The 25,253-nt window shown below is 71.4% G+C and carries 22 protein-coding genes and 1 pseudogene; 17 read left to right on the top strand and 6 right to left on the bottom strand.

What is annotated here, in order from left to right; all coding sequences use genetic code 11:
* Positions 1 to 226: 226 nt before the first annotated feature.
* From ETAA1_RS01090 to ETAA1_RS01050, 9 genes are all read left to right on the top strand, one after another.
* Entirely contained in the window at positions 227 to 2,716 is a 2,490-nt protein-coding gene (locus tag ETAA1_RS01090; protein ID WP_145233531.1) for a peptidase, read from the top strand.
* The gene (locus ETAA1_RS01085; RefSeq protein ID WP_145233530.1) at positions 2,713 to 3,063 is read left to right on the top strand and encodes a hypothetical protein; all 351 of its coding nucleotides are present in this window, start codon (positions 2,713 to 2,715) and stop codon (positions 3,061 to 3,063) included. Before ETAA1_RS01090 ends, ETAA1_RS01085 begins: the two co-directional genes overlap by 4 nt.
* Before the next feature lie 11 nt (positions 3,064 to 3,074).
* On the top strand, positions 3,075 to 3,320 hold the full coding sequence (locus ETAA1_RS01080; RefSeq protein WP_202920573.1) for an addiction module protein: 246 nt from the start codon (positions 3,075 to 3,077) through the stop codon (positions 3,318 to 3,320).
* Positions 3,317 to 3,598, top strand: coding sequence for a type II toxin-antitoxin system RelE/ParE family toxin (locus ETAA1_RS01075; protein ID WP_145233528.1), 282 nt, complete (start codon positions 3,317 to 3,319; stop codon positions 3,596 to 3,598). The genes ETAA1_RS01080 and ETAA1_RS01075 overlap by 4 nt, the downstream gene beginning before the upstream one ends.
* Positions 3,599 to 3,647: 49 nt before the next feature.
* Positions 3,648 to 6,092 carry a DUF1549 and DUF1553 domain-containing protein gene (locus ETAA1_RS01070; RefSeq protein ID WP_145233527.1) on the top strand — a complete coding sequence of 815 codons (2,445 nt, stop codon included), beginning with the start codon at positions 3,648 to 3,650 and terminating at the stop codon, positions 6,090 to 6,092.
* 89 nt (positions 6,093 to 6,181) lie between these two features.
* Positions 6,182 to 8,338: a c-type cytochrome domain-containing protein gene (locus ETAA1_RS01065; protein WP_145233526.1), complete on the top strand. Its 2,157-nt coding sequence runs from the start codon at positions 6,182 to 6,184 to the stop codon at positions 8,336 to 8,338.
* Positions 8,339 to 8,389: 51 nt separating this feature from the next.
* Positions 8,390 to 8,782: a hypothetical protein gene (locus tag ETAA1_RS01060; protein ID WP_145233525.1), complete on the top strand. Its 393-nt coding sequence runs from the start codon at positions 8,390 to 8,392 to the stop codon at positions 8,780 to 8,782.
* Between the two features lie 437 nt (positions 8,783 to 9,219).
* Complete coding sequence (locus ETAA1_RS01055; RefSeq protein WP_238389341.1) at positions 9,220 to 10,821, top strand: HD domain-containing phosphohydrolase; 1,602 nt, start codon at positions 9,220 to 9,222, stop codon at positions 10,819 to 10,821.
* A gap of 29 nt (positions 10,822 to 10,850) precedes the next feature.
* A complete protein-coding gene (locus ETAA1_RS01050; RefSeq protein ID WP_145233524.1) occupies positions 10,851 to 11,630 on the top strand; it encodes an MBL fold metallo-hydrolase in 780 nt (259 codons plus the stop codon).
* 55 nt (positions 11,631 to 11,685) lie between these two features.
* On the opposite strand, the gene ETAA1_RS01045 is transcribed toward ETAA1_RS01050, so the two are convergent.
* On the bottom strand, positions 11,686 to 13,131 hold the full coding sequence (locus ETAA1_RS01045; protein ID WP_145233522.1) for a hypothetical protein: 1,446 nt from the start codon (positions 13,129 to 13,131) through the stop codon (positions 11,686 to 11,688).
* A gap of 53 nt (positions 13,132 to 13,184) precedes the next feature.
* Entirely contained in the window at positions 13,185 to 13,625 is a 441-nt protein-coding gene (locus ETAA1_RS01040) for a hypothetical protein (protein ID WP_145233520.1), read from the bottom strand.
* 111 nt (positions 13,626 to 13,736) lie between these two features.
* On the opposite strand from ETAA1_RS01040, the gene ETAA1_RS01035 reads away from it, so the two are divergent.
* A complete protein-coding gene (locus tag ETAA1_RS01035) occupies positions 13,737 to 14,555 on the top strand; it encodes an SGNH/GDSL hydrolase family protein (RefSeq protein WP_145233518.1) in 819 nt (272 codons plus the stop codon).
* Between the two features lie 136 nt (positions 14,556 to 14,691).
* Positions 14,692 to 15,876 (top strand): M24 family metallopeptidase, encoded by a 1,185-nt coding sequence (locus tag ETAA1_RS01030; protein ID WP_145233517.1) that lies wholly within the window; start codon positions 14,692 to 14,694, stop codon positions 15,874 to 15,876.
* Here the strand turns inward: ETAA1_RS01030 and rarD are convergent.
* Positions 15,866 to 16,855: an EamA family transporter RarD gene (rarD, locus tag ETAA1_RS01025; RefSeq protein ID WP_145233515.1), complete on the bottom strand. Its 990-nt coding sequence runs from the start codon at positions 16,853 to 16,855 to the stop codon at positions 15,866 to 15,868. The genes ETAA1_RS01030 and rarD overlap by 11 nt on opposite strands.
* Before the next feature lie 109 nt (positions 16,856 to 16,964).
* Between rarD and ETAA1_RS01020 the strand changes: the two genes are divergently transcribed.
* The 5 genes from ETAA1_RS01020 (at position 16,965) to ETAA1_RS01000 (ending at position 21,764) form a co-directional block, all read left to right on the top strand.
* Entirely contained in the window at positions 16,965 to 17,999 is a 1,035-nt protein-coding gene (locus ETAA1_RS01020) for an Ldh family oxidoreductase (protein WP_145233513.1), read from the top strand.
* A 110-nt stretch (positions 18,000 to 18,109) separates the two neighbouring features.
* A complete protein-coding gene (locus tag ETAA1_RS01015) occupies positions 18,110 to 18,646 on the top strand; it encodes a TspO/MBR family protein (RefSeq protein ID WP_145233512.1) in 537 nt (178 codons plus the stop codon).
* Positions 18,647 to 18,783: 137 nt separating this feature from the next.
* A complete protein-coding gene (locus tag ETAA1_RS01010) occupies positions 18,784 to 18,996 on the top strand; it encodes a hypothetical protein (RefSeq protein ID WP_145233510.1) in 213 nt (70 codons plus the stop codon).
* Positions 18,997 to 19,149: 153 nt separating this feature from the next.
* A complete protein-coding gene (locus ETAA1_RS01005) occupies positions 19,150 to 19,731 on the top strand; it encodes an RNA polymerase sigma factor (RefSeq protein ID WP_202920572.1) in 582 nt (193 codons plus the stop codon).
* Complete coding sequence (locus ETAA1_RS01000; protein WP_202920571.1) at positions 19,728 to 21,764, top strand: protein kinase domain-containing protein; 2,037 nt, start codon at positions 19,728 to 19,730, stop codon at positions 21,762 to 21,764. Before ETAA1_RS01005 ends, ETAA1_RS01000 begins: the two co-directional genes overlap by 4 nt.
* Before the next feature lie 9 nt (positions 21,765 to 21,773).
* Here the strand turns inward: ETAA1_RS01000 and ETAA1_RS00995 are convergent, their stop codons facing one another.
* The 3 genes from ETAA1_RS00995 to sucC form a co-directional block, all read right to left on the bottom strand.
* Entirely contained in the window at positions 21,774 to 22,037 is a 264-nt protein-coding gene (locus ETAA1_RS00995) for a hypothetical protein (RefSeq protein ID WP_145233505.1), read from the bottom strand.
* Between the two features lie 54 nt (positions 22,038 to 22,091).
* Complete coding sequence (locus ETAA1_RS00990; protein ID WP_145233503.1) at positions 22,092 to 22,958, bottom strand: hypothetical protein; 867 nt, start codon at positions 22,956 to 22,958, stop codon at positions 22,092 to 22,094.
* Positions 22,959 to 23,069: 111 nt separating this feature from the next.
* Positions 23,070 to 24,269 (bottom strand): ADP-forming succinate--CoA ligase subunit beta, encoded by a 1,200-nt coding sequence (sucC, locus tag ETAA1_RS00985; RefSeq protein WP_145233502.1) that lies wholly within the window; start codon positions 24,267 to 24,269, stop codon positions 23,070 to 23,072.
* A 257-nt stretch (positions 24,270 to 24,526) separates the two neighbouring features.
* On the opposite strand from sucC, the pseudogene ETAA1_RS33715 reads away from it, so the two are divergent.
* Positions 24,527 to 24,745, top strand: a pseudogene (locus ETAA1_RS33715) (AAA family ATPase); the annotation flags it as partial.
* Positions 24,746 to 25,253: the final 508 nt, after the last annotated feature.

Here is a 25,253-nt window from a genome sequence, read left to right as displayed (position 1 = left end):
GCCGAAGGCCTGACAGCCCTCAGCCCAGGGCAAGGGAGCGTCAGCGACCGCCGCCCTGGGTAGGCGATTCCCACCACCCCGCAGGCTGAAGGCCTGCGAGCCGGCTCCCAGCCCTTCAGGCTGGGGGCGGATTCGTGCCGCGGACCCAGGGCGTTGCCCTGGGCTGAGCGCTCCCAGCCCTTCGGGCTGAAAACCAAAGCCTGACGACGCACCAGGAGCCACCGACATGAAGGTCCGCGTTCTACTGCTGCTCCTGGCCGGGCTTCTCGGCTTCGCCTGCGCCACCGCCTTCGCCGCGTCCCCGAGCCTCGGCGGCATCCAGCCGCGCGGCGGCACCCGCGGCGCCACCGACGTGGTGCTCACGTTCAGCGGCGCCCGCCTCGCCGACGCCCAGGAAGTCCTCGTCTACTACCCCGGTATCACCGTCAAGAAGCTGGAGGTCGTCAACGACACCACGCTGAAGGTGACCGTGGACATCGCCCCGGACGCCCGCCTCGGCGACCACGCCTTCCGCGTTCGCACCGCCTCCGGCATCTCGGACCTGCGCACGTTCTGGGTCGGCGCGCTCCCCACCGTCCAGGAGGTCGAGCCGAACACCGAGTTCGACAAGGCCCAGCCGATCCCGCTGAACAGCACCGTGATCGGCGTCGTGGACAACGAGGACGTGGACTACTTCGCCGTGGACTGCAAGAAGGGCCAGCGGCTGTCCGTGGAAGTGGAGGGGATGCGGCTCGGCGTCACGTTCTTCGACCCGTACGTGGCCATCATCGACAGCAAGCGGTTCGAGATGGCGATCGGCGACGACTCGCCCTCGACCCGGCAGGACAGCGGCGGCTCGGTCGTGATCCCCGCCGACGGCAAGTACGTCGTCCAGATCCGCGAGAGCGCGTTCGGCGGCAACGGCTCCTGCCAGTACCGCCTCCACGTCGGCACGTTCCCGCGGCCGACCGGCGTCGTCCCCGCGGGCGGCAAGCCCGGCGAGGAAGTGGAACTGACGTTCCTCGGCGACCCGTCCGGCCCCATCAAGCAGAAGGTGAAGCTGCCGGCCGTCGCGGACCCGAACTTCCGCATCCACTGCCAGACGGCGGAGGGCGTGCACCCGTCCGGCCTCGGCTTCCGGGTCATCGACCTGCCGGGCGTCGTCGAGAGCGGCGCGAACAACACCCCCGCCACGGCCACGGCCGGCGTCGCGCCCGGCGCCTTCCACGGCGTCGTGGCGAAGGCCGGCGAGACGGACTACTTCAAGTTCCCCGCCAAGAAGGGGCAGGTCTTCGACGTGCGGGTGTTCGCCCGGCAGCTCGGCTCGCCGCTCGACCCGGTGCTGAACGTGAGCGTGGTCGGCGGCCCCGCCATCGGCGGCAACGACGACAGCGGCGGCCCCGACAGCTACCTCCGCATCACCGCCCCGGACGACAAGGAGATCGCCGTCGCCGTCGGCGACCACCTCCAGAAGGGCGGCCCGGACCACTTCTACCGCGTCGAGGTGACGCCGGTGCAGGCGAGCGTGGCGACGCTGATCCCCCGCGTGGACGGCAACAACCCGGCCAACCAGGAGCGGCAGACGATCAGCGTGCCGAAGGGGAACCGCACCGCGGTGCTGCTCCAGGCCAACCGCGCCGACTTCGGCGGCCCGCTGGTGATGGGGCTGGAGAAGTTGCCGCCGGGCGTCACCGCCGCGGCCGAGCCGATGGACGCGGGCCAGGGCGTGGTGCCGGTCGTGTTCGAGGCCAAGGCCGACGCCGCGCTCGGCGGCTTCCTGACGCCGATCACCGCGACCCACGCCGACGGCAAGACCGTGATCGCGCGCCGCACCACGTTCGACGCCGTGTTCAGCGTGGGGCAGAACAACACCCCGTACACGCGCCACTACTTCGACCGCACGGCCGTGGCCGTCACCGACGCGGCGCCGTTCAAGATCGACGTGGTGGAGCCGAAGGTGCCGGTGGTGCAGAACGGCTCCTACGCCCTGAAGGTGAAGGCGACCCGGGCCGAGGGCTTCAAGGGCGCCATCACCGTGTTCCCGCTGTTCACCCCGCCGGGGATGGGCATCCAGGGCTCGGCGACGATCCCGGCCGAGGCGACGGAGACGATCCTGGCGGTGAACTCAGCCCCGAACGCCGGCCCCCGCAAGTGGAAGACGGCGGTCACGGCCGTCTCCGACGCGGGCAAGGGGCCGGTGTGGGTGAGCAGCCAGCTGTTCACGCTGGAGGTCGCCCCGCCGCCGGTGACGCTGACGGCCGAGCGGCCGGCGGTGGAGCAGGGCGCGAGCACGCAGCTGTTCTGCAAGGTGGCCGTGGCGGCGCCGTTCGAGGGGAAGGCGAAGGTGAAGGTGCTCGGCCTCCCCGCGAAGGTGACCGTCGCCGACCTGGAGCTGACGAAGGACACGAAGGAGCTGGCGTTCCCGATCACCGCCGACAAGACGAGCCCGGCCGGGAAGCACGGCGGCGTGTTCTGCCAGATCGTGCTCGAACAGAACGGCGACCTCATCACGCTGGCGACCGGCGGCACCGAGCTGCGGATCGACGTGCCGATCGCGCCGAAGACCGCCGCGGTGCCGACGCCCACGCCGATGGCGCAGCCGATGCCGATGCCGATGGGCCAGCCGATGCGCCGGCTGACGCGGCTGGAGCAGCTGCGGCTGGAGCAGGAGGCCCGCGAGAAGGCCGGCACCCCCGCGACCCCGCCCCCCGCCGCGCCGCCGGCGAAGAAGCCGTGAGCGCACCCGCCCTGAAGCCGCGGCTGACGTGGTGGGGGATGAGCCTCCTGCTGGCGGTCGGCGTGGCGGCGTGCCTGCTGGCCGTGCTCGGCCCCGACGGGCTGCCGAAGGAGGGGAAGCAGACGGCGACGCCGTGGTACGGGTTCGTGGCGGTCGGGCTGATCGGGGCGCTGATGATCTTCATCGGCGGCCACGGCGCGGCGACGCGGCGGGCGGTGTCCCTGGCCGACGACGACCGCGAGTTCAGCGGCACGAAGGCGGTGGTCATCGGCGCGTTACAATGCGTCGGCGGCGCCGCGGCCCTGGGGCTGATGCTGTACGCCCTGGCCGCGTGCCCGGTGTGGTGAGGGAGGCCGCGATGAGCGTGAAGGACGCGGTGATCGAGATGATCCGCGCGCTGCCCGATACGGCGACGTGGGCCGACATCGCCGAGGCCGGCGACGCCCGGTTCGGCGACCCGAACGACGAGAACCTGACCCGCGAGGAGTGGGAGGCGGCCTGGGCCGAGGAGATCAACCGGAGGGTGGCCGACATCGACGCCGGCCGGACCAAGCTGATCCCGGCCGAGGAGGTCATGGCCCGGCTCAAGGCGAAGTACGGATGAAACCCGTCGCGTACACGGCCGACGCGGAAGCGGAGTTAGACAACGCCCTGGCGCACTCGCCCGACCCGGACCGGTTCCGGGGCATCCCGGGCACCGCCCTCCAGGACATCGCCAGCGGGCTGATGCAACACCCGCAGGCCGGCCGGACCGGTTGCCGCGAGTGCATCCTTCCCGGTGTCCCGATCAACGTCGTCTATCGGGAGACCGACGCCGCAATCGAGGTCGTCGCCGTCGCCCACCACAGCCGCCGACCCGGGTACTGGAAGAAGCGGCTCTAACCGAACAGCTCGGCCCCGCGGCCGACGACATACCGCAGAGGTTCCCGCCATGCGTCCGACGCTCCTGACCCTCGCCCTGCTCGCCGCGACCGCCCCCGCCGCCCGCGCGCAAGCGCCCGCCGCGCCGGCCGCGGCCGGGCCGAAGGTCGCCGTCTACCCGGCGGACATCAACCTCGAAACCAAGCGCGACAGCCAGGCGTTCGTCGTCCAGCTCACGCAGCCGGACGGCATCACCCGCGACGTGACGGACCAGGCGCAAATCGCCTTCGCCAACCCCTCGCTGGCCCGCGCCGACAAGGGCGTCGTGTTTCCCGTCGCCGACGGCGCCACCGAGATGACCGTGACCGTCGCCGGGCAGGCGCTCAAGGTGCCGGTCAAGGTGGCGCAAGCCACGGTCGATCCGCCGGTGTCCTTCAAGAAGGACGTGATGCCGATCTTCATGCGGGCCGGGTGCAACCAGGGCGGCTGCCACGGCGCCGCCCGCGGCAAGGACGGCTTCCGCCTGTCGCTGTTCGGCTTCGACCCCGACGGCGACCACTTCCGCCTCACCCGCGAGCTGAACGGCCGCCGCATCAACCTCGCCCTCCCGAACGAGTCGCTGCTGGTCGACAAGGCGTGCGGCCGCGTCCCGCACACCGGCGGCGGCAAGCTCAAGGACGGCGACCAGTACACGACCACGATCCTCCGCTGGCTGGAGGCGGATGCGCCCAACGACCCCGCGACCGTGGCCCTGCCGACGAGCCTGGAGGTGTACCCGCCCGGCGCCGTCCTCGACGGCAAGGGCGAGAAGCAGCGGATCGTGGCGCGGGCCAAGTACGCCGACGGCACCGACCGCGACGTGACCTCGCTCGCGCTGTTCATGTCGAGCAACGACACCGCCGCCAAGATCGCCGCCGACGGCGACGGGTCGGTCGTGGCCGGCGACCGCGGCGAGGCGTTCGTGATGGCGCGGTTCCACACGTTCACCATCGGCGTGCCGTTCATCACGCTGCCGAAGGGGCTGGCGTTCACCTGGAACAACGCCCCCGAAAACAACTACGTCGACACGCACGTCCACAACAAGCTGAAGAAGCTGCGGGTCGAGCCGTCGGGCACCTGCTCCGACGAGGTGTTCGTCCGCCGCGTGTTCCTCGACATCACCGGCCTGCTGCCGACGGCCGACGAGTTCGCCCGGTTCATGGTCAGCACGCTGCCGAACAAGCGCGAGCTGCTCATCGACGAGCTCCTGAGCCGCAAGGAGTTCTCCGAACTGTGGGTGCTGAAGTGGGCCGAGCTGCTGCAGATCCGCAGCAGCAACCAGGTCAGCTACAAGGCGATGCTGCTGTATTACACGTGGTTGCAGGACAAGATCGCCCGCAACGTGCCGACCGACGAGTGGGTGCGCGAACTCCTCGCGGCCAACGGCGGCACGTTCCGCAACCCGGCGACGAACTACTACCAGATCGAAACCGACATCGTGAAGGTGACGGAGAACGTCGCCCAGGTGTTCATGGGGATGCGGGTGCAGTGTGCGCAGTGCCACAACCACCCGTTCGACCGCTGGACGATGGACGACTACTACGGCTTCGCCAGCTTCTTCAGCCAGATCGGCCGCAAGCCCGGCGACGACCCGCGCGAGCTGGTGGTGTTCAACGGCGGCGGCGGCGAGATCAACCACCCGCTGCACCGCCGGCCGATGCCGCCCAAGTTCCTCGGCGGCGCGGTCGCGGACGTGGCCGGGAAGGACCGCCGCGTCGTGCTGGCGAACTGGCTGGCGAGCCCGGAGAACCCGTACTTCGCCCGCAACCTGTCGAACCTCGTGTGGACCCACTTCTTCGGCCGCGGCATCATCGACGAGCCGGACGACGTGCGCATCTCGAACCCGCCGTCGAACCCCGAGCTGCTCGACGAGCTGGCGAAGAAGTTCACCGAGTACCGCTACGACTTCAAGCGGCTCGTCAAGGACATCTGCATGTCCCGCGCCTACCAGCGCGACACCCGGCCGACGCCGACGAACGAGGGCGACACCCGCAACTTCGCCCGCGGCCCGATCCGCCGCATCCGCGCCGAGACGATGCTCGACATCCTCGGCCAGGTGACGGAGGTGAAGAACAAGTTCCCCGGCCTGCCGGTGGGTTCGCGGGCGGTGCAGATCGCCGACGGGCAGGTGTCGAACTACTTCCTGACGACGTTCGGCCGGCCGACGCGCGACACGGTGTGTTCGTGCGAGGTGCGGCTGGAGCCGACGCTGAGCCAGAGCCTCCACCTGCTGAACGGCGACACGGTGGCGTCGAACATCAGCCGCGGCGGCATCGTGACGAAGATGATCGCGGAGAAGCGGCCGCCGGCGTTCGTGATCGAGCAGATCTACATCCGCTGCGTGAGCCGCCCGCCGAGCCCGGCGGAGATGGCGAAGCTGACGGCCGCCGTGTCGGCGAGCCAGAACCCGCAGCAGGCGCTCGAGGACGTGTTCTGGGCGGTGCTGAACTCCCGCGAGTTCATGTTCAACCACTAACCCGCCTCCGCCGCTTGCGGCTTCGCGTCGCCCAACGCGAAGCCGCAAGCGGCAACGTAACCAGTCGCTACCACCCGAGACTCCCCGATATGTCCCGGTCGATTCTTGTCGTTGCCGCCGTCCTCGCCCTCGCCCCGCGTGCCAGCGCCGACCCGGCGCGGCCCACGTTCGACGACGACGTGGCCCCCGTGCTGCGCCAGCACTGCACCAACTGCCACGGCAACGACAAGCAGAAGGGCGACCTCAACCTCGCTACCTACGCCGCCATGCAGAAGGGCGGCGCCGGCGGCGCCGTCGTCGTTCCGGGCGACGCCGGCAAGTCGCGCCTCTACTCGCTGTCGGCGCACCTCGAAGAGCCCAAGATGCCGCCGAGCGGCAACAAGATGCCCGACCCGCAACTCGCCCTCCTCAAGCTGTGGGTCGAGCAGGGCGGCCGCGAGAACAGCGGCAGCATGGTCAAGCTCGCGCCGAAGGCCGTGGACATCGGCCTGAAGTCGGTCGTAAAGGGCCGCCCGCCCGGCCCGCCGCCGATGCCCGCGGCCGGCAAGCTGGCGCTCGACCCGTTCGTGAAGGCCCGCCGGCCGGGCGCCGTCACGGCGCTGGCCGCGAGCCCGTGGGCGCCGCTCGTCGCCGTCGGCGGGCAGAAGCAGGTGCTGCTGTACAACTCCGACAGCGGCCAGCTCGCCGGCGTCCTGCCGTTCCCGCACGGGCAGGTGAACAGCGTCAAGTTCTCGCGCAACGCGCAGTTCCTCCTCGCCGCCGGCGGCCGCGGCGGGCAGACCGGCAAGGCGGTTCTCTACCGCGTCGAGACCGGCGAGAAGGTGACGGAGGTGGGCATCGAGAACGACGCCATCCTGTCCGCGGACATTTCGGCCGACCAGACGCAGATCGCCGCCGGCAGCTCGAACAAGATGGTCCGCATCTACTCGACCGCGGACGGCTCCGTGCTCCGCGAGATCAAGAAGCACACCGACTGGGTAACGCAGGTGGAGTACAGCCCGGACGGCGTGCTGCTGGCCACCGGCGACCGCAACGGCGGCCTGTTCGTGTGGGAGGCGTTCACCGGCCGCGAGTACTTCAACCTGCGCGGGCACACGGCGATGATCACCGGCCTGTCGTGGCGCGACGACTCGAACGTGGTGGCGTCGGCGAGCGAGGACGGCACGGTGAAGCTGTGGGAGATGGAGAACGGCGGCAACATCAAGAACTGGGCGGCGCACGGCGGCGGGGCCGCGGCGGTGCGGTTCACCCACGACGGCAAGCTCGCCAGCACCGGCCGCGACCGCGTCACGAAACTGTGGGACCAGAACGGCGCCGTGCAGAAGCAGTTCGAGGCGCTGCCCGACCTGGGCTTGCAGGTGGTCGTGACGCACGAGAACGCCAAGGTCATCGGCGGCGACTGGTCCGGGGCCATCAAGGTGTGGAACGTCGCCGACACCAAAGTGCTGGCGCAGCTGGACGCGAACCCGCCGCCGGCCGCGGAGCGGGCGAAGCTCGCCGAGGCCGCGCTGACCGCCGCCGACGCCAAGGTGAAGGGCGCGCAGGCCGCGTTCGACGCCGCTACCGCGAAGAACAAGACGGCTGCGGACGCCCACGCCGCCGCTGTCGCCAACGCCGCGAAGCTGGCCGCCGACCTGGCTGCGGCGCAGAAGCAGGTGACCGACCTGACGCCGGCGGTGACCGCGCAGAAGACCGCCGCCGACGCCGCGAAGGCCGAGGCCGACAAGCTCGCGCCGCCCGCGACGACGGCGACGAACAAGGTGGGGGCTCTGGAGGCGATGCTCGCGGCGGACACGACCGCGGCGAAGATGCTGGCCGACGCCGCCGCGAAGGCGCCGACGAACCCCGAGCTGGCCGTGGCCGCGAAGAAGGGGGCCGAGGGCGTGACGGCGCGGCAGAAGGAGTTGGAGGGGGCGAAGGGCGCCGCCGTGACCGCCGCGGCGCTACTGAAGGCCGCGACGGACAAGCACGCCGCCGCGACGAAGACGTTCACCGACACCTCGACGGCGCTGGCGACGGCGCAGAAGACGGTGGCCGCGGTGACGCCGACGGTGAAGCCCGCGGCCGACGCCGTGCCGCCGCTGAAGGCCGCCGCCGACGCGGCCGCCGCCGCGGTGGCCCCGGCGAAGGCGGCGCTCGACACGGCGACTGCGGAGCTGACCGCCGCGCGGGCGTCGCTGGAGCAACTCCGCGCCGCCGCCGCGCCGCCGCCCGCGCCGCCGCCCCCGCCGCCGCCGAAGAAATGACGCGGTCCTGCGAGCCGTTGCCGCGTCCCCTGGAATCGTGGAGGACCGCCGATGAGGTCGCGGCTGTGGCTCCTCGCACCGGCCGCGGCACTCTACGCCGGCGATGTCGCCCTCACCCTCGCCGGGCAACCGGCGCAGTATTGGGGCGGCGAGTACGGTTCAGCCTTAGAAGCGAACCCCGTCGCCTACCCGCTCCTCGCACGCGGCCCCTGGCTGTTCGTCGCGAGCGCCGTCGGCTGGTTCGCGGTGCTGTCGGCCGTCGTCGTGACGTGGCGCCGCCCGTTCGCCGGGTGGGTGGCAGTTGTCGTCGCAGCAGCTCACGCGGTGGGTGGCGCGTGCTGGCTGGCGCGAATTGGTCCGTGGGGATTGGTGGCGGCAGTCGGCTATCTCGCCGCTGGTGCGCAGGCGTCAACGTGGTGCTGGTGTCGGCACGCCAAATCGTAAGTTGTTGCTGGGTCACACGGCCGATCGGCCGTAAAAACGAAAAATCCCGCCGGGTTTCGGTCGGTGTCGCCCATTCACCGACCGCCACACCGGCGGGACATTAGAACTGTACTCGACAGCCACCCCCGTTGTCAACCACCATCCCACGCTTTTCGTCGGTGCCACCGCCGTCGGTGAGTCGTTGCACCTGCTAAACCCTTTTTGCGGCAGCACCTGCGACCGCGCAGTTTTGTGCAGCACAGTCGCGGTCGGATTCGGGCGAACCTTCGTGCACCGGATCGGTTCTGGTCACAATCCCCCTCGCGCCGCAGAAAAACTCTCAGAAACAGAACTCCGACCCGCTCACTCCGTCGGTATTCGTGATAGATTTGATCCGACCCGCACTCCCTGGATCGGGTCGTCACGTCTGGTAGACTCGCCGGACGACGGAGGCGGATGTGAAGCGGACCACAATCCGGCTGCGTGGCATTAGCGGCGAAGTGAAGGGCCGGCTCTGGGAGTCCCCCACCATCCTCCGCGCCGGTCGGCTCGCCTCGCTCGAAATCGTCCTCGACGACAGCTCCGTCAGCCGCCGGCACGCCGAAGTCCGCCTCGTCGACGGCGCCTGGCACGTCCGCGACCTCGAAAGCACTAACGGTACCTACGTCAACGGCGTCCGCGTCGGCCCCGGGGAGCAGCCGCTGCGGCCGCGCGACATCGTCCAGTTCGGCAAGGTCGCCGTGATGGTCGAGCCGGACGAGGCCACCGCCGACGGGCCGCCGTCGAACCAGCACGTCGTCGCCGCCGTGCCGAGCGACTACGACGTCGGGCTGGACCGCATCGCCTTCACCCGCGACTCGCTGCCGCGCGCCGGCGACCAGTTGCGGGCGCTGCTCCGCGCCGGGCACCACGCCGCCCACACGCAGAACGAGGACCAGCTCCTCGACAACATCCTCAACGACGCCGTCAGCGTGCTGGACGCGCAGCGCGGGGCGATCGTGCTCGCCGAGGGCGAGGGGCCCGAGCCGGCGTTCAAGCTGCGGGCGCTGGCCGTCGGCCACGGCGAGCCGCACGGCCGGTTCCACTACTCGAAGAAGCTCACCGCCCGCGTGTTCTCCAAGGGCGAGTCGCTGCTGTACGGGGCGCTCAGCCAGGGCGACGACAGCCCGGTCACCGAGAGCATGTACGCCGGGGCCATGACCAGCGTGCTGTGCGTGCTGCTGCGAACGCCGCGCCGCCGGCTCGGCGTCCTCCACCTCGACCGCGGGTTGATGCAGAACCCGTTCACCGAGGACGACCTGTTCCTGGCCGACGCCCTGGCGGCGCACGTGAGCGCGGCCATCGAGAGTGCCCAGCTGTTCCGCAAGCAGCAGGAGTTCTTCCTCAAGACGATCACGATCCTGGCGCAGGCCGTCGAGCTGCGCGACGACTACACCGGCGGCCACACCCGCCGCGTCACCCGGTACGCCACGCTGCTGGCGCGGCAGCTGGAGTTGCCCGACGACCAACTGCAGCTGGTGAAGCTCGGCACGCCGCTGCACGACATCGGCAAGATCGGCATCGACGACGCCATCCTGCGCAAGCCCGGCCGGCTGACCGCGGTCGAGTTCGCCGCGATGCAGACGCACACCACGAAGGGCGCCGAGATCCTGTCGACGATCCCCGAGCTGAAGTCGATCCTGCCGATCGTGCGGAACCACCACGAGCGGTGGGACGGCACCGGCTACCCGGACCGCATGACCGGCGAGGAAATCCCGCTGCTCGCGCGGATCGTGGCGGTGGCCGACGCGTTCGACGCCATGACCTCGGACCGGCCGTACCACGAGGGGCGGAAGGGGAAGCCGGCGAAGGCGGCGTTCGCGGAGGTGGAGAAGCAGGCCGGCCGGCAGTTCGACCCGGCGTGCGCCGAGGCGTTCCTGGCGATCCGCGAGGCGGTCGTCCAGGTGATGAAGGAGGAGCTGCCGACGTCGGACGCGGGCTCCGAGTTCGTCCCCACGCTACGGGCCGGCGCGGCCGACGCCGCCAGCCAGACGCCGTTCCCGGTGCGGGCGAGCTCGTAGGATACCTCCGGCCCCCCGGAGACCGCCGCATGCCCCGCCCCGTCGCGCTCCTCGCGCTGCTCGCGCTCCTCCCGGCGGCCGCGGCCCAGGAGCCGGCCGCGGTCACCCTCCGCTGGTACGGGCAGTCCTTCTTCCAGCTCGAGACCAGCGGCAAGCAGCTGGTCGTGTTCGACCCGCACGCCATCCCCGCGTTCGGCACGCCGCGCGTCAACGCCGACGTCTGCCTCGTCAGCCACCCGCACAACGACCACGCCCAGCCCGAAGTCCTCGGCGAGAAGGGCCGCGTCTTCCTCGGCGTCACCACCAGCCCCGACGGCAAGAAGACCGACTGGGCGCGCGTGGACGAGAAGGTGAAGGGCACCCGCGTCCGCACCGTGGCCACGTACCACGACACGACGACGGGCATGACCCGCGGCAAGAACGCCGCGTGGGTCGTGGAGGCCGACGGGCTGGTGTTCTGCCACCTCGGCGACCTGGGGCACGAGCTGTCCCCCGACCAGGCGAAGGCGATCGGGCCGGTGGACGTGCTGATGGTCCCGGTCGGCGGCATCTACACGATCAACGGCGAGCAGGCGAAGAAGGTGGTGGACCAGCTCCGGCCGAAGCGGTTCGTGGTGCCGATGCACTACGGCGTGCCCGGGTTCGACGACCTGGCGGGGCCGGAGGAGTTCCTCGGCGAGTTCAAGACGGTCCGCCGCACGACGGACACGAACGAGCTGGTGATCCCGGTGGACGCGAAGGCGCCCGAGGCGCCGACGGTGGTGCTGCTCGGGTGGAAGAAGGCCGAGGCGGCGCCCAAGAAGAAGTGACGCCGCGAGCGGCGATGCAGCGCGGACGCCGCAACGCCGCCGCGGCGAAGAACACTCAGAATTGCAGCTTGTACTTGTCCCCCAGCTGGCGGCCGACGTCCGCCATCATCTGGTCGATCTGCGCCCACGTGGACAGCCGCGTCTTCTCGTCGTTCGCCACCACCCGCGCGATCTGGCCCTGCACCTGCGGGATGTTCGTGTTGTACGACGTCGACCGCCACCAGCCCCAGCCGTTCGTCGAGTACGTGTAGTAGGACGACGCGTCCAGCGCCTTGGTGTCGATCGGCACCCCGCGGAGGCTCAGGCTCAGCGCCTTCAGCCGCCGGCCGGCGTCGTCCGCCACCTTCAGCGCCAGCGGGTCCACGCCCGTGCGGTTGAGGTGGTACAGCTGCTCGGCCGCCTTGTCGTGCCACGTCGCCATCTTGTTGTAGTCCTTGCTGTTCTTCTGCCTCCGCAGGTCGCCCAGGATCGTGTTCGTCGCCGCGAAGTAGCGCTGCGTCGCGCCCGGCGACAGCTCGCCCGCCTTCAGCGTGTCGTCCTCGGACGCGGTGCCGGGGAACGCGAACAGCGACAGCACGCGGCTCAGGTCGGCCGGCGTGAGCGGCCCCGTGAACGTCACCGACCGCTGCTCGACCTTCACGTCCCAACTGCTGACGCCGGGGATGGCGACCCCGAACTGGTCGAGTAGCTCCACGAACAGCGGCTTCATCACCGACGGGTAGGACACGGCGACCGCGGCGAAGTCGATCCGCACGCTGCCGGTGATGGCGTCGCCGGCCGTGGCGGTGAACGTCAGCCCCTTCGCGGTGGCGAGGAACCGCGCGAGGCCGGCCACCTCGTCGGGGCTCAGCTTCGCGTTCACGACCGCCGGGCTCACCGCGAGGCCGAGCCGCAGCAGCGTCGGGTCCTGCGACTCGGTCAGATCGACCGCGACGGTGACGGCCTTGCCCGGGGCGGCGGCCGCGGCGGCGGTGAGGTACGGCGACAGGTTCGCGCCCTTCTGCGCGCCGGCGGCGTGGCGCGACCAGCGGGCCGCGGCCTGGCGGTCGGCCGGGTACAGTGCCACGGTGGCGGGCACCGACAGCGAGGTGGTGTACACGTCGCGCGGCGACAGGGCGAACGGCCGGCCGGCGATCTCGGTGGCGGTGCCGCCGTCGCGCTCGGCCAGCGTCTTGATCGGCAGCTGGGTCGGCACGCCGACGATGCCGACCTGGTGGTCGCGGGTCATGGTGGTGAGGTTGACCTGCGACCCGATGACGACCGCGGTCGAGTACGGGGCGACGAACCCGACGCCGGACTGGTACCGGCTCTTGTACTCGTCGGCCCACTTCTCCGTCTTGCCGATGGGGCTGTCGTAGGCGGCCTTCACGTCCACGAGGACGAGGACGTTGGCGTCGGGCGGGACGTACGGCAGGAAGCGGTCGAAGGGGCCGGCCGGCGGCTGGGCGGCCGCCGCCGCGGCGCCGACCAGCACGAGCGCGGCCGAGACGAGTCGGGTCATGAGGAGGAGCTCCGGGAGGTGGACCGGAGGGATTCTATCCACACGCGGGCCGTTCAGCCGCCTCGGCTGAACGCGGCGAACGCCGCCAGCCCGATGCCGACCACGGTGAGGAACAGGCACAGCATGACGACGCCGCGGAGGAGGCCGTACATGCCGCGGAGGCTCTCCAGGGCGTTCATCAGGTGCCAGATGTCCTCGTTCTTCGTCTCGGTGATGCGGCGGAACGAGTGGGCCGCGGAGCCGGTCCAGAAGCCGACCGTCAGCACGAACAGCGTCGCCGCCGCGAGCCCGGCCGCCGGCCCCCAGTTGGTCCCATCCACCTTGATGGCCTGGTAGGCGGCCAGGCCGGCGAACACGAGCAGCGCCACGCCGAGCAGTTGCACCAGCGTGGCGGCGGTGCGCATGCCGTCGGACAGGGCGCCGATGGTGCGGTTCTGCTCGTCGTTGAATTCGTACTGGTTCGAGCGGAACTCGGGCAGCGGGTTCGGGCTCACGGGTGGCTCCTCGGGGGTGTAGGGGGGTTCGCCGCCGTCGCGGGAAGATTCTACCCGCCGGCGGTCGCGGGTGGCAGAATATCGCCGCCCGGTCCGTCCCCGAGGTCCGCCATGCTCCGCGCCGCGCTCTGCGTCCCGCTCCTCGCCGCCGCGCTCGCCGCGCAGCCGGCCGCCGAGCCCGCCTGGGTCGCGCCGATGCGCGACGTGCATTCCAAGTTCACGGGCACCCCCGGCACGCTGGCGCTGTTCGGCGACTCCATCACCGCCACCGCCGCGTTCTGGTCGCCACTTCAGAACGCCAAACTGGCCGGCGACGACGGCACGGCACTGGCCACCGTCCGCGGTCACCTCCAGGCCGACTGCTGGCGGAAGTGGCGCGGCCCCGAGTACGGCAGCCAGAGCGGGCAGACTAGCCAGTGGGCCGACGAGAACGTCGCCGCGTGGCTGAAGAAGCTGAACCCCGAGGCCGCGGTGCTCATGTTCGGCACCAACGACCTCACCCGCCTCGACGCCAAGGCGTACGAGGCGAAGACGCGTGCCGTCGTGGAGCGGTGCCTGAAGAACGGCACGGTGGTGATCCTCACCACGATCCCGCCGCGGAGCGGCATGCTGGAGAAGTCGCGGGCGTTCGCCGACGTCCAGCGCCGCATCGCCGCCGTCCACGGGCTGCCGGTCATCGACTACCAGGCGGAGGTGCTGCGCCGCCGGCCGACGGACTGGGACGGCAGCCTGCCGCAGTTCAAGGCCGACGCCGCGGACGTGTACCAGGTGCCGACGCTGATCTGCGGCGACGGCGTCCACCCGAGCAACCCCGCGAAGCACGCCGACTACTCGGAGGCGGCGCTGGACCGCAACGGCTACCAGCTGCGGAACGTGCTGACGCTGCGCGTGTACGCCGACGTGGTGCGGCGGGTGCTGGCGCGGAAGTAATGGTTGTTGGGTTCCGCCGCTTGCGGCGTTGCAGCGCTGCAACGCCGCAAGCGGCGAAACCACTGAGATTCCCCGTTCCCGCGGCGGCGCGCGCCTGGTAAATCAAACCCGCCTCTCACGGCCTAGGAGGGTTCGCGTGTTCGACCTGGGTGCGGTTCAGACTGCCGTCCGCGACGCCGGCCTCGACGGCTGGCTGCTGTACGACTTCCGCGGGTCCAACGTGCTCGCCCAGCGCGTCTGCGACCTGGACGCCAAGAAGCTGTCGCGCCGCTGGTTCTACTACGTCCCCGCCGAGGGGGCGCCGCTCAAACTCGTCCACGCCATCGAGCCCGCCGCGCTCGACCACCTCCCCGGCACCACGAAAACCGTCTACCGCCGCTGGCAAGACCTGGAGACGGGCGTCGGCGAGCTCGTGATCGGCGCCAAGCGGGTGGCGATGGAGTACTCGCCGCGGAACGCCAACCCGTACATCGGCCGCGTGGACGCCGGCACGGTGGAGCTGGTGAAGTCGTACCGCGTCGAGGTGGTGCCGAGCGGCGACCTGATCCAGCAGTTCGAGGCGACGTGGGACGCCGACCAGGAGAAGAGCCACTTCGAGGCCGCCGGCCACTGCCGCGACGCCTACGACGTGGCGTTCGAGTTCATCGCGTCGGAAATCCGCGCGAAGGGGAGCGTGACCGAGGCGGCGGTGCAGGCGCGCATCATGGCGCACTTCGCGGAGCGCGGCATGGTGACGTACAGCCCGCCGATCGTCGGCGTCGGCCCGCACAGCGGCGACCCGCACTACGAGACGACGGCCGCGTCCAACGCCCCGGTCGTGCCCGGCAGCTGGGTGCTGATCGACCTGTGGGCGAAGATGAACCGCCCGCGCGCCGTCTACGCCGACTACACCCGCGTGGCCTACGTCGGGGCCGAGGTGCCGGAGAAGTACGTGAACATCTTCAACGTCGTGGCCGCGGGCCGCGACGCGGGGATCGCGAAGGTGAAGGCGGCGTTCGCGGCCGGCGAGCCGCTGCTCGGCTGGGAGATCGACGCGGCGACGCGCGGGGTGATCGAGAAGGCCGGGTACGGCGACCAGTTCACGCACCGGACCGGGCACAACATCGGCCAGGAGGTCCACGGCAACGGGGCGCACATCGACGGGCTGGAGACGCGCGAGGACCGGCGGATCATCCCGCGGACGTGCTTCAGCATCGAGCCGGGGATTTACCTGCCCGAGTTCGGCGCCCGCAGCGAAGTCGACGTGTACGTCGACGCCGCCGGGGCGGTCCACGTCACCGGCGGCGAGCCGCAGACGGAAGTGCATCGCATCATCGTGTGACCGGCGAGCGGCCGGCGTGAGCCGGCTGTTTCTTCGCGCGACTCACCACGGTCCCCAACAGCCCGCTCACGCGGGCCGCTCGCCGGCTCTCTCGAGCCTGCCACACCGCGTCCCCCACGAAGACCGCCACCGCCACCCACACGCACACGAACGCCGCCACCCGGTCCGGCGTCAGCGTCTCGCCCAGCACCGTCACCGCCAGCAGCATCTGCACTGTCGGCGACACGAACTGGATGAAGCTCACCGCCAGCAGCGGCAGCCGGCGGATCGACAGCGTGAACAGCAGCAGCGGCGTCACCGTCACCACGCCGCTGACCGCCAGCAGCGCGTTCGTCGTGCCGACGCCCGCGAAGTGGTTCTCGCCCGCCGCCGACAGGTAGACCAGGTAGCCGAGCGACAGCGGCAGCATCAGCAGCGACTCGACCGTCAGCCCGGTGACGCTCTCGACCGCCACGCGCTTGCGGATCAGGCCGTAGACGCCGAACGACACCGGCAGCAGCACGGCCAGCCAGGTGAACGTGCCCGCCGCGACGAACGGGATGGCCACGCCCAGCGCGACGAGCGCGAGCGCCGGGTAGTGCAGCGGCCGCAGCCGCTCGCCGAGCACGGTGGTGGCGAGGGCGGCGTTCACCAGCGGCATCATGTAGTAGCCGAGGCTCGCCTCCGTAACGCGGCCGGTGACGGTGGCATAGATGTAGAGCAGCCAGTTGACCGCGAGGAACAGCGACGACGCCAGCAGCGTGAGGACGAGCTTGCGGGAGCGGAAGACGCGGCCGAGGTCGGCGAAGCCGCCGGCGCAGGCGGTGAGCAGCATCAGGACGGGGAGCGACCAGGCGATGCGGTGGGCGAGGATTTCGAGGGCCGGGACGCCGGCGTGCTTCAGGGCCGAGAAGTAAAGTGGGACCAGCCCCCACAGCGTGTACGCCGCCAGGCCGTATCCTAGCCCGGCCCGGAATCTCGCCCCGTTCGCGTCGTCCACAGCAGCCCCTCGTTTCGCCGGCCGAAGTTAGTTGTACCGCGCCAGCGGGCGGACCTTTCTGGACGGCCCCGGGCCGGATCAGGTTCACACCAACGATGCACAATCACCCATGACGCATGCCGCCGCCGCGCTCATCGACTACGCCGCCGCCCTGTTCGCCGCCGCCGGGTGCGACGGCGACAAGCCCGCCGTCGTCGCCGCCGGCCTCGTCGAAGCCGACCTGCTCGGCCACACCACGCACGGCCTCCAGCTCGCCCCCGCGTACCTCGCCGAGCTGCGCGACGGCACCATGACCGCGACAGGCGAGCCGACTGTGATCGCCGACCGCGGCGCGTGCCTGACGTGGGGCGGCCGTCGCCTCCCCGGCGTGTGGCTCGCCGCGAAGGCGGTTGATGCCGCCTGCGACCGCGCGGCGGCGTTCGGCGTCGGCACCGTGATCGTGCGGGACAGCCACCACATCGGCTGCCTCGCGGCGTTCCTCCAGCGCGCCACCGACCGCGGCTTCCTGGTCCAGATCGCCAGTTCCGACCCGGCCGTGGCGTCGGTCGCGCCGTTCGGCGGCCGCACCCCGGTGTTCACGCCCGACCCGCTGGCCGTCGGCATCCCGACCGACGGCGACCCAATCCTCATCGACATCAGCGCGTCGATCACGACCAACGGCATGGCGAACCGGCTGGCGAAGGAGGGCGGCCGCTTCCCCGGCCGGTGGGCGCTCGACGCCGCGGGGAATGCGACCGACGACCCCGCGGTGCTGGCCGCGGGCGGCACGCTGCTGCCGGTCGGCGGGCTGGACCACGGTCACAAGGGCTACGGGCTGGCGCTGCTGGTCGAGGCGCTGACGCAGGGGCTCGGCGGCTTCGGCCGCGCGGAGAAGCCGGCGCGCTGGGGCGCGTCGGTGTTCGTGCAGGCGACCGACCCGGCGGCGTTCGGCGGCGCGGCCGAGTTCCGCCGCGAGACGGGTTGGCTGGCGGAAGCGTGTCGAGCCGCGGCGCCGGCGCCGGGCGTGGGCGCGGTGCGCCTCCCCGGCGAGCGTGGGCTGGCGCGGAAGCGCGCGGCGCTGGCAAATGGAGTGGAACTGTACGCGGGCATCCTGGAGGCGCTGGCCCCGCACGCAGAGCGGCTAGGGGTGACGGTGATCGGTTAGTTTGCAGCCGCTTGCGGCGTAGCGCCCGGGCGCTACGCCGCAAGCGGCGACTCCGGCGCGCCGGTTGCATCCCCTCTCCGGTCCGCCCGCCGCGTGACACGGAGTAAGTCATGGTCACGGCCTGCGTCTTCACCCGCCCCCGGCCCGAGACGGCCGACGAGCACCGCAACCGGTCGTGGGCCGGCGCCGCGGCCGTCGCCGCCGCCGTGCTCGGGGTGCAGGTCGTGTCCGGGGCCGTGACCGCCGCTTCGCTGCAGGGCGACTGGTACGCCAGCCTGCCGAAGCCGTCGTGGACGCCGCCCGACGCCGTGTTCGGCCCGGTGTGGTCGGTGCTGTACCTGATGTCCGCGGCCGCCGCGTCGCTGGTGTGGCTGAGCCGCGACCGCGAGGACGTGTGCTGCCCGCTCGCCGCGTTCGGCCTGCAACTGGCGGCGAACCTGGCGTGGTCCGTGTTCTTCTTCGGCCTGCACGCCCCGTTCGTGGCCTTCCTCGACCTGCTGGCCCTGTGGGTGCTGGCGGGCCTCACGATGCTGCAATTCTTCGAGGTGTCGCGCCCGGCCGGCTGGTTGATGGTGCCGTACTGGCTGTGGGTGTCGTTCGCGCTCACGCTCAACGGCGGCATCCTGTTCCTGGGCCGCGTGATGTAGGTGGGGCGTCTCGAAAACCCGTCCGCGGCACAACTTGAGGAAATCTTCAAATTCCATGTCCGGATTCCTGCCGGAATCTCGATTCCCCGCCCGATAGGGGCCGTCGCCTCGGCCCCGTTCGCTGCGGAGGGACACCCATGTCAGCCTTCAGGATTGCGTCCGTGGCCCACACGCTGGCCCAGCGGGCGGTCGGCTCCGCAGCCGCCGCCCGCGACACCGAACTGCACGGCTGCCTCACCGACCTACTCGTCCACCTCGGCTACCTGAAGGTGCAGTGCGCGGTGATCGCCGACCAGGTCCGTGCCTCCGCCGGCGACGACGACGTGGAACCGACGGCGATCATCGGCTAGGCGCCGCGGCCGACAGCGTGTGGTCACATCTTTGCCGGTCTGCCGCGTTCGCGCGGCCGGCCTGCTTATTCTGCGCTTGCCACCCGCGGACATTTCGCCGATCATGTTCACTACCCCCGAACGCCCGACCAACGCACCCCACCGGTGACCGTCGTGGGCGCCACCGACAGCGACTTCCGCCGGCTCGTGGAGCGGTCCCGGGCCGGCGACTCCGAGGCGATGCGCCGGCTGTACGACCGGTACGGCGGCCTCGTCCGCGCGGCGGTCCGCCGCCGCCTGCCCGACCGCCTGCGGAAGGAATACGACTCCGTCGACTTCGCCCAGGACGTGTGGGTGTCGTTCTGCAACCTCCCCGCCGACGCGGTCGGGTTCGACAGCCCCGAGGCGCTCGGGAACTTCCTCGCGGCGGTGGCCCGGAACAAGGTCGTCGAGGTGTGCCGCCGCCGCTACGGCACCGCCGCCTACGACGTGACCCGCGAGCAGGGGCTGTTCCGCACCGCCGACGGGGCCGACGTGTCGCTCCCCGGCCGCGAGGCCACCCCGAGCCAGTGCGCCATCGCCGGCGAGCGGCTGGCGGCGCTGGCCGCCGAGTTGCCGCCGGCCCACCGGCCGGTGCTCGACCTGCTCCGGGCCGGGCACACGCAGGAGGAGATCGCGCGGCGGATCGGCGTGACGGACCGGCACGTCCGGCGGATCGTCGACCGCGTCCGCGAGCTGTGCGAGGACGCCCAGTGAGCGACCCGACACTCGGCCCGGCGGCCGCCCGCAAGCTGGCCGCGCAGATCAAGCGCGGGTGGCGCAAGGGCGCGCCCGCCGACGCCGCCGCGGCCCTGGCCGCGCACCCCGAGTTGTCCCGCCAGCCGTCGGTCGTGCTGGACCTGGCCTACGAGGAGTACCTGCTCCGCGAGAAGGCCGGCGCCGCACCGCCGGCCGCGGCGTTTGCCGCGCGGTTCCCCGGGTTCGCGTCCGCCGTCCGCAGTGTGATCGCCGCTCACCACCACTTCCTCGACCACCCGGAGGCGGCCGGCGGCGGCGACTGGCCCGACGTCGGCGCGACGGTCGCGGGGGTGGAACTGGTGGCGCTGCTCGGGGCCGGCGGGTTCGGCCGGGCGTACCTGGCCCACGACCCCGAGCTCGACCGGCCGTGCGTGCTGAAGCTGACGGCCGGGGCGTCGGCCGAGGCGAAGGTGATCGCCCGGCTGAAGCACCCGCACGTGACGGAAGTTTTCTGGGCGCGGCCGGTGGACGGGCGGACGGCGGTGTGCATGCCGCTGGCCGGCGTCACCACGCTGGCGGAAGTCGTCGCCTCCGCGTTCCCCCCGGACGCGCCGCCGCCGAATTCGGCCGACGCCTTCCTGACCGACGCCGACCGCGCGGCCGAACCGGTGGTGCGAGCCGGCGAGCCGTACCTGGTGGGGGCCGCGGCGGTGGCCGGGTGCCTGGCCGACGCGGTGGCCTACCTCCACGACACCGGCGTGACGCACGGCGACATCAAGCCGGCGAACGTGGTCGTCGGCCGCGGCGGGTCGCCGTGCCTCATCGACTTCAACCTGTCCACCCGCGACGCCGGCCCGGCGGCGGTCCGCGGCACGCCCGGCTACATGGCCCCCGAACTGCTGGAGGCCGCCGGCGCGATGGCGACCGGCGCCGCGCTGGCGCGGGGCGACCTGTTCTCGCTCGGCGTGATGACGTTCGAGCTGCTGACCGGCCGGCGGCCGTTCCCGGCGGCCGACCCGAAGTCGTTCGCCGCCTGCGCCGCCGCGGCCCGCGCGCCGCTGCCGCCGCTCCCCGCGGGCCTGTCGCGGGCGGTCCGGCGCGAGCTGACGGCGTGCCTGAACCCCGACCCGGGGGCGCGGCCGGAGTCGGCCGCCGGCCTGGCCGCGGCCCTGAGCGGGTTCGTGACCGCGGCCCGCACCCCGCCCGCCCCGCCGCCCCGGCGGGCCGCCCGGCGCGTCACCGCGACGGCGCTGGTGCTCGTGGCCGTGCTGACGGCGGGGAGCGGCGCCACGATGGGGCCGCCGGACAAGTCGCCGAAGTGGGCGCTCCCCGCGCCGCCCCCGCCGCCGACGACCGCGGACGAGTTCTACACCCGCGGCCTGGCGAGGGTCCGGGCCGACGACTGGTCGGGCGGTGTGGACGACTTCACCAAGTCGAACGCGCTCCGCCAGGACCGGCGGACTGTGGCGATGATGGCGTACTGTTACACGGTGGGCGCGAAGCATCAGGAAGGGGCCGAGTTCGGCGGCTGGGTGGACACCCGGCGCGACGCCCCGCCGGACGTGCTGAGCAACCGGGCGCTGTCGCTGATGAAGACGGGGAAGTCGGCCGAGGCCGGCGACGCGCTGGACCGGGCGGTCGCCGGCGACCCGGCTCTGCCGGCGGCGCGGTACAACCGGGCCGTGTGCCTGTTCGGCCTCTGGCGGGCGACCGGGGCTCACGGCGGGCTCGACCCGCGGGCCGTCGCCGACCTGCGGGCGGTGTTCGCGCTCGGGTACGACACCGCCGAGCTGCGGTTCTACGCGGCCCGCGTGTTCGCCGCCGGGTCGGACGTGGACCCCGCCCTGCGGGCGGAGGCGCTGGCGCAGGTGCGGGCCGGCGTGGCGGCGGGCAAGCCGGCGGCGGCGTTCCGCAACGACCCGACGCTGCGGGAGCGGTTCCGGCGCGGGTTCGGCGCGGCGCTGGCGTTCGAGGCCGCGTGTGCCGCGCCGTCCGGCCCAGCCCCGGTGAATCAGATGAGGTTGCAACTCGCCGAGCCGCGGCCGTTCTGACGCCGCCGCTCAGCCGGCCCCGTTCGATCCCGCCGCCGCGGCCGGCGTCGGCAGCGGCTCGATCTTCTGGATGTGGTAGAGGGACACGATCGTAACCTGATCCCGGATGTGGGGCGGGCCGTTCTCCGATGGGACGGAGATGTGCGCGGCCCCCGTGCTGCCGACGCACTGGTCCGGGTGATAGATGTCGAACGTCTGGCCGTTCGAGAGAAACACCCGGAACGGCTCGAACGGCACCTTCCGGGTTCGTTGGCGAATGTCTTCGAGGCGCACGGCTCGGTCTCCTGTCGGGTGACACCCCCATCCTACCGCCGCGCCGCGGGCCGGTCACTCGGGCTTGAAATCGTCCACCACCCAGCCGCCGGCCGCGTCGCGGACCAGCTTCACCGCGAACGCCCGGGTCGCCCCGTCCTTCGTGATCTCCGCCCGGAACGCGTCCGCCCCGGTGCGGGTGCGGCTGACCGCGGTCGCGCCCTTGCCGAGGCCGTCGGCCACGACGCCGAGCTTGCCGCGGTTGTAGTCGTAGCCCTGCTCCTGGTCCGCCGGGAACGGCCCCGCCAACGCGCCCCGCGCCTTCGCCGACATCAGCGCGGCGGCCAGCGGCACCCGGTCGTCGGTCGGCAGCGCCGTGCTCGTCAGCGCGTCCAGCAGCCCCAGCACGGCGAAGTCCTGGAACGCCTCGTCGGACGTCTTCGGCTTGGCCATTTCGTTGGCCTTGGCGGTGCCGAGGCCGAAGTAGTCGGCCTTCCACGCCCCGTCGGCCTGGACCATACGGACGAGGTAGCGGCCGGTGCCGTTCGGGCCGGTGAAGACGGCACTGGTGGACGCGGTGAACCCGTCCGGCGGCCCGATCTGCGTCAGCGCCGCGCCGGCCCGGGCGAGCCAGGTGTGCGCCGCGGCCGGGCTGTACCCCTTCGCCTTGTCCTCGGGCGAGGTCGCCGGCAGGCCGACGGCCTTGAGGAACGACGTGGTCAGCTTGGTGGTGTCGGCGGTGCCGGTGAGCAGGTCGCCGACAACCTTTTGGGCCGCGACCGAGCTGGCGTCGGTGGGGGCGACGGGGCCGGACGGGATGTTCGCCGGCGGGGCGGGGCCGGGGCCGCCCTTGTCGTCCTTGGTGGTAGGCGCGGCCGGCCGGCCGCACCCGGCGAGGGCCAACGCGGCCGCCAGCGTGGCGGTCCGGCAGGTGGTCGTCATCGGCGTCGTCCTTGTCCGGGAGAGGGGGTCAGGGAGTTGGGTCTTCGGCTCGGGTCTTCGCCGCTCGCGGCCTGGCGCCGGGCCGCGCCAGGCCGCGAGCGGCGAGCCGGGTCACTTCGCCAGTTCCACCACCATCTTCGCGCCCTCGGTCAGCCCGGGGGCCACGCGGATCGCCGGCAGCTCGGTCGTCACGCCGTTCAGGATCTCGCGCGCCTTGTCCACCTCGTTCCCCTCCAGCCGCACCACCACCGGCACCTGGAAGCCGACCTCGCGGCCGGCCTTCACCAGCGCGTCGGCGATGCGGGCGCAGCTGGCGATGCCGCCGAACACGTTCACGAAGATCGCCTTCACCTTCGGGTCGCTCAGGATGATGCGGAACGCCTCCACCGCGTTCTCGGCCGTCACGCCGCCGCCCACGTCGAGGAAGTTCGCCGGCTTGCCGCCGTGGTGCTGCACGATGTCCATCGTCGCCATCGCCAGCCCGGCGCCGTTCACCAGGCACCCGATGTTCCCGTCCAGCTGGATGAAGTTCAGGCTCGCCTTGCCGGCCCGCACCTCGACCGGGTTCTCCTCGCCCAGGTCGCGCAGCGCCTCCACGTCCTTGTGCCGAAAGAGCGCGTTGTCGTCGAAGTCGATCTTGGCGTCGAGGACGACCACGTCGCCCTTCTTGGTGACGGCCAGCGGGTTCACCTCGGCCAGCGTGGCGTCCTTCTCCAGGTACACCTTCGACAGCGCCAGCATGATCTTCTCGGCCTTGCCGACCTGATCGCCGGTGAAGCCGAGTTCGTAGGCCATGCGGCGGGCCTGGAACGGCTGCAACCCCGTCTCGGGGCTGAACGGGACCTTCAGGATCAGCTCCGGCGTGTCGTGGGCGACCTTCTCGATGTCCATGCCGCCGGCCGCGGACGCCATCAGCACCGGCTGCCCGATCGCCCGGTCGAACACGATGGCGACGTAGTACTCCTTCGCCGGCTCGGCGTCGGCCTGGACGATGAGCGTGCGGATCGGCTGCCCCTCGGGGCCGGTCTGCAGCGTGACGAGCGAGTGCTTCAGCATCGTCTCGGCGAGCGCCCTGGCCTTCTCGCGGGTGGGGGCGAACTTGACGCCGCCGAGCTTCTCGGCGTAGCCCTTGAGCTGCCCGGCGCCGCGGCCGCCGGCGTGGATCTGCGCCTTCACCATGACGCCGCCGCCGTTGCTCAGCTTGTCGAACGCGGCGGCGGCCTCGTCGGGCGTCTTGCACACGACGTGTCCGGGCACGTTGGCGCCGGCGGCGGCGAGGAGTTCCTTGGCCTGGTACTCGTGGACCTTCATCGCGCACGGCTCCGGTGGGGTGGTGCCGCTGTTATAGCGGCCGGCCGGCGGCCGGACCCGGGGCGACATTCGGGCCGGGATTCTTTCTTCCGGCCGAGGGGGGTCGATCCCCGGAACCATGTCACCGACTCATAAAAAAGTTGGTTCGATCCAGCCCCGGCCCCGGCAATCGGGGCAGGTCGTGGCCCGGCAACGGGTTGCGGCCGCGGCGCGGGGGAGAGTTGTGCGGCGTCGCCGGACCCGCTACGCTGCCGGGTATGGCGAAGAACGGCAAGAAGCGTCCCGCGGCAGCCGCCGGCGAGAAGCCGAAGGCGTGCTACGTGCTGTCGCTGAGCGTGGAGAACGTCCGCTGCTTCGGCCCGAAGCAGACCCTCGACCTGTCCGACGGCCACGGCCGCCCGAAGCAGTGGACGATCATCCTCGGCGAGAACGGCACCGGGAAGACGACGCTGCTGCGACTACTTACAGGCCACGAACCGGGCCTGGGACTGGTTGACGCTCGGGAAGATTTTGACGACGTGCCGAGCCCAGAGAAGATGCTTGGCGTTGGAGGCTGGTCGCTGATCACAGATGAAACGATATCCTGGATTCGCAATAGTTCAGACCGGAACGACAAAGTAACTATCGAGACGGTATTTACTTCAATTCCGCTAGGGACAAATCGATCGATCCCATGCAGGGCAAGCGTCTCGATTCAGAACGACATCGCTGGATTGGAGTATCGCGTTGAAGGATACTTACCAGTTGTAATGGCGTATGGCGTCAACAGGCGCCTTGTATCTGCGGCTCTCTCAAACGCCACACAAGACGAGTACGAGACAACACTCGCCAATGAGAATGCAGTCTTGCGAAACGCAGAGGAATGGCTACTACAGTTGGACTACGCTAGCAGTAAGGCTCCTGGGAATAAGACATCCGTCCATAAGCGCCTCATCCAAGTTACCGGGCTACTCACATCAGGCATTCTCCCCGATGTTTCTGAGT

This window comes from Urbifossiella limnaea (genome assembly GCF_007747215.1).
Classification (GTDB): Bacteria; Planctomycetota; Planctomycetia; order Gemmatales; family Gemmataceae; genus Urbifossiella; species Urbifossiella limnaea.
Note: the sequence above shows the minus strand (reverse complement) of the source record. Positions and strands in the feature narration are given on the sequence as shown.

Excerpts from the sequence above, each read along its gene's own strand:
- ETAA1_RS01090 (WP_145233531.1), top strand. The coding sequence starts at position 227 with ATGAAGGTCCGCGTTCTACTGCTGCTCCTGGCCGGGCTTCTCGGCTTC.
- ETAA1_RS01080 (WP_202920573.1), top strand. The coding sequence starts at position 3,075 with ATGAGCGTGAAGGACGCGGTGATCGAGATGATCCGCGCGCTGCCCGAT.
- ETAA1_RS01075 (WP_145233528.1), top strand. The coding sequence starts at position 3,317 with ATGAAACCCGTCGCGTACACGGCCGACGCGGAAGCGGAGTTAGACAAC.
- ETAA1_RS01070 (WP_145233527.1), top strand. The coding sequence starts at position 3,648 with ATGCGTCCGACGCTCCTGACCCTCGCCCTGCTCGCCGCGACCGCCCCC.
- ETAA1_RS01065 (WP_145233526.1), top strand. The coding sequence starts at position 6,182 with ATGTCCCGGTCGATTCTTGTCGTTGCCGCCGTCCTCGCCCTCGCCCCG.
- ETAA1_RS01060 (WP_145233525.1), top strand. The coding sequence starts at position 8,390 with ATGAGGTCGCGGCTGTGGCTCCTCGCACCGGCCGCGGCACTCTACGCC.
- ETAA1_RS01050 (WP_145233524.1), top strand. The coding sequence starts at position 10,851 with ATGCCCCGCCCCGTCGCGCTCCTCGCGCTGCTCGCGCTCCTCCCGGCG.
- ETAA1_RS01045 (WP_145233522.1), bottom strand. The coding sequence starts at position 13,131 with ATGACCCGACTCGTCTCGGCCGCGCTCGTGCTGGTCGGCGCCGCGGCG.
- ETAA1_RS01035 (WP_145233518.1), top strand. The coding sequence starts at position 13,737 with ATGCTCCGCGCCGCGCTCTGCGTCCCGCTCCTCGCCGCCGCGCTCGCC.
- ETAA1_RS01020 (WP_145233513.1), top strand. The coding sequence starts at position 16,965 with ATGACGCATGCCGCCGCCGCGCTCATCGACTACGCCGCCGCCCTGTTC.
- ETAA1_RS01015 (WP_145233512.1), top strand. The coding sequence starts at position 18,110 with ATGGTCACGGCCTGCGTCTTCACCCGCCCCCGGCCCGAGACGGCCGAC.
- ETAA1_RS01010 (WP_145233510.1), top strand. The coding sequence starts at position 18,784 with ATGTCAGCCTTCAGGATTGCGTCCGTGGCCCACACGCTGGCCCAGCGG.
- ETAA1_RS00990 (WP_145233503.1), bottom strand. The coding sequence starts at position 22,958 with ATGACGACCACCTGCCGGACCGCCACGCTGGCGGCCGCGTTGGCCCTC.
- sucC (WP_145233502.1), bottom strand. The coding sequence starts at position 24,269 with ATGAAGGTCCACGAGTACCAGGCCAAGGAACTCCTCGCCGCCGCCGGC.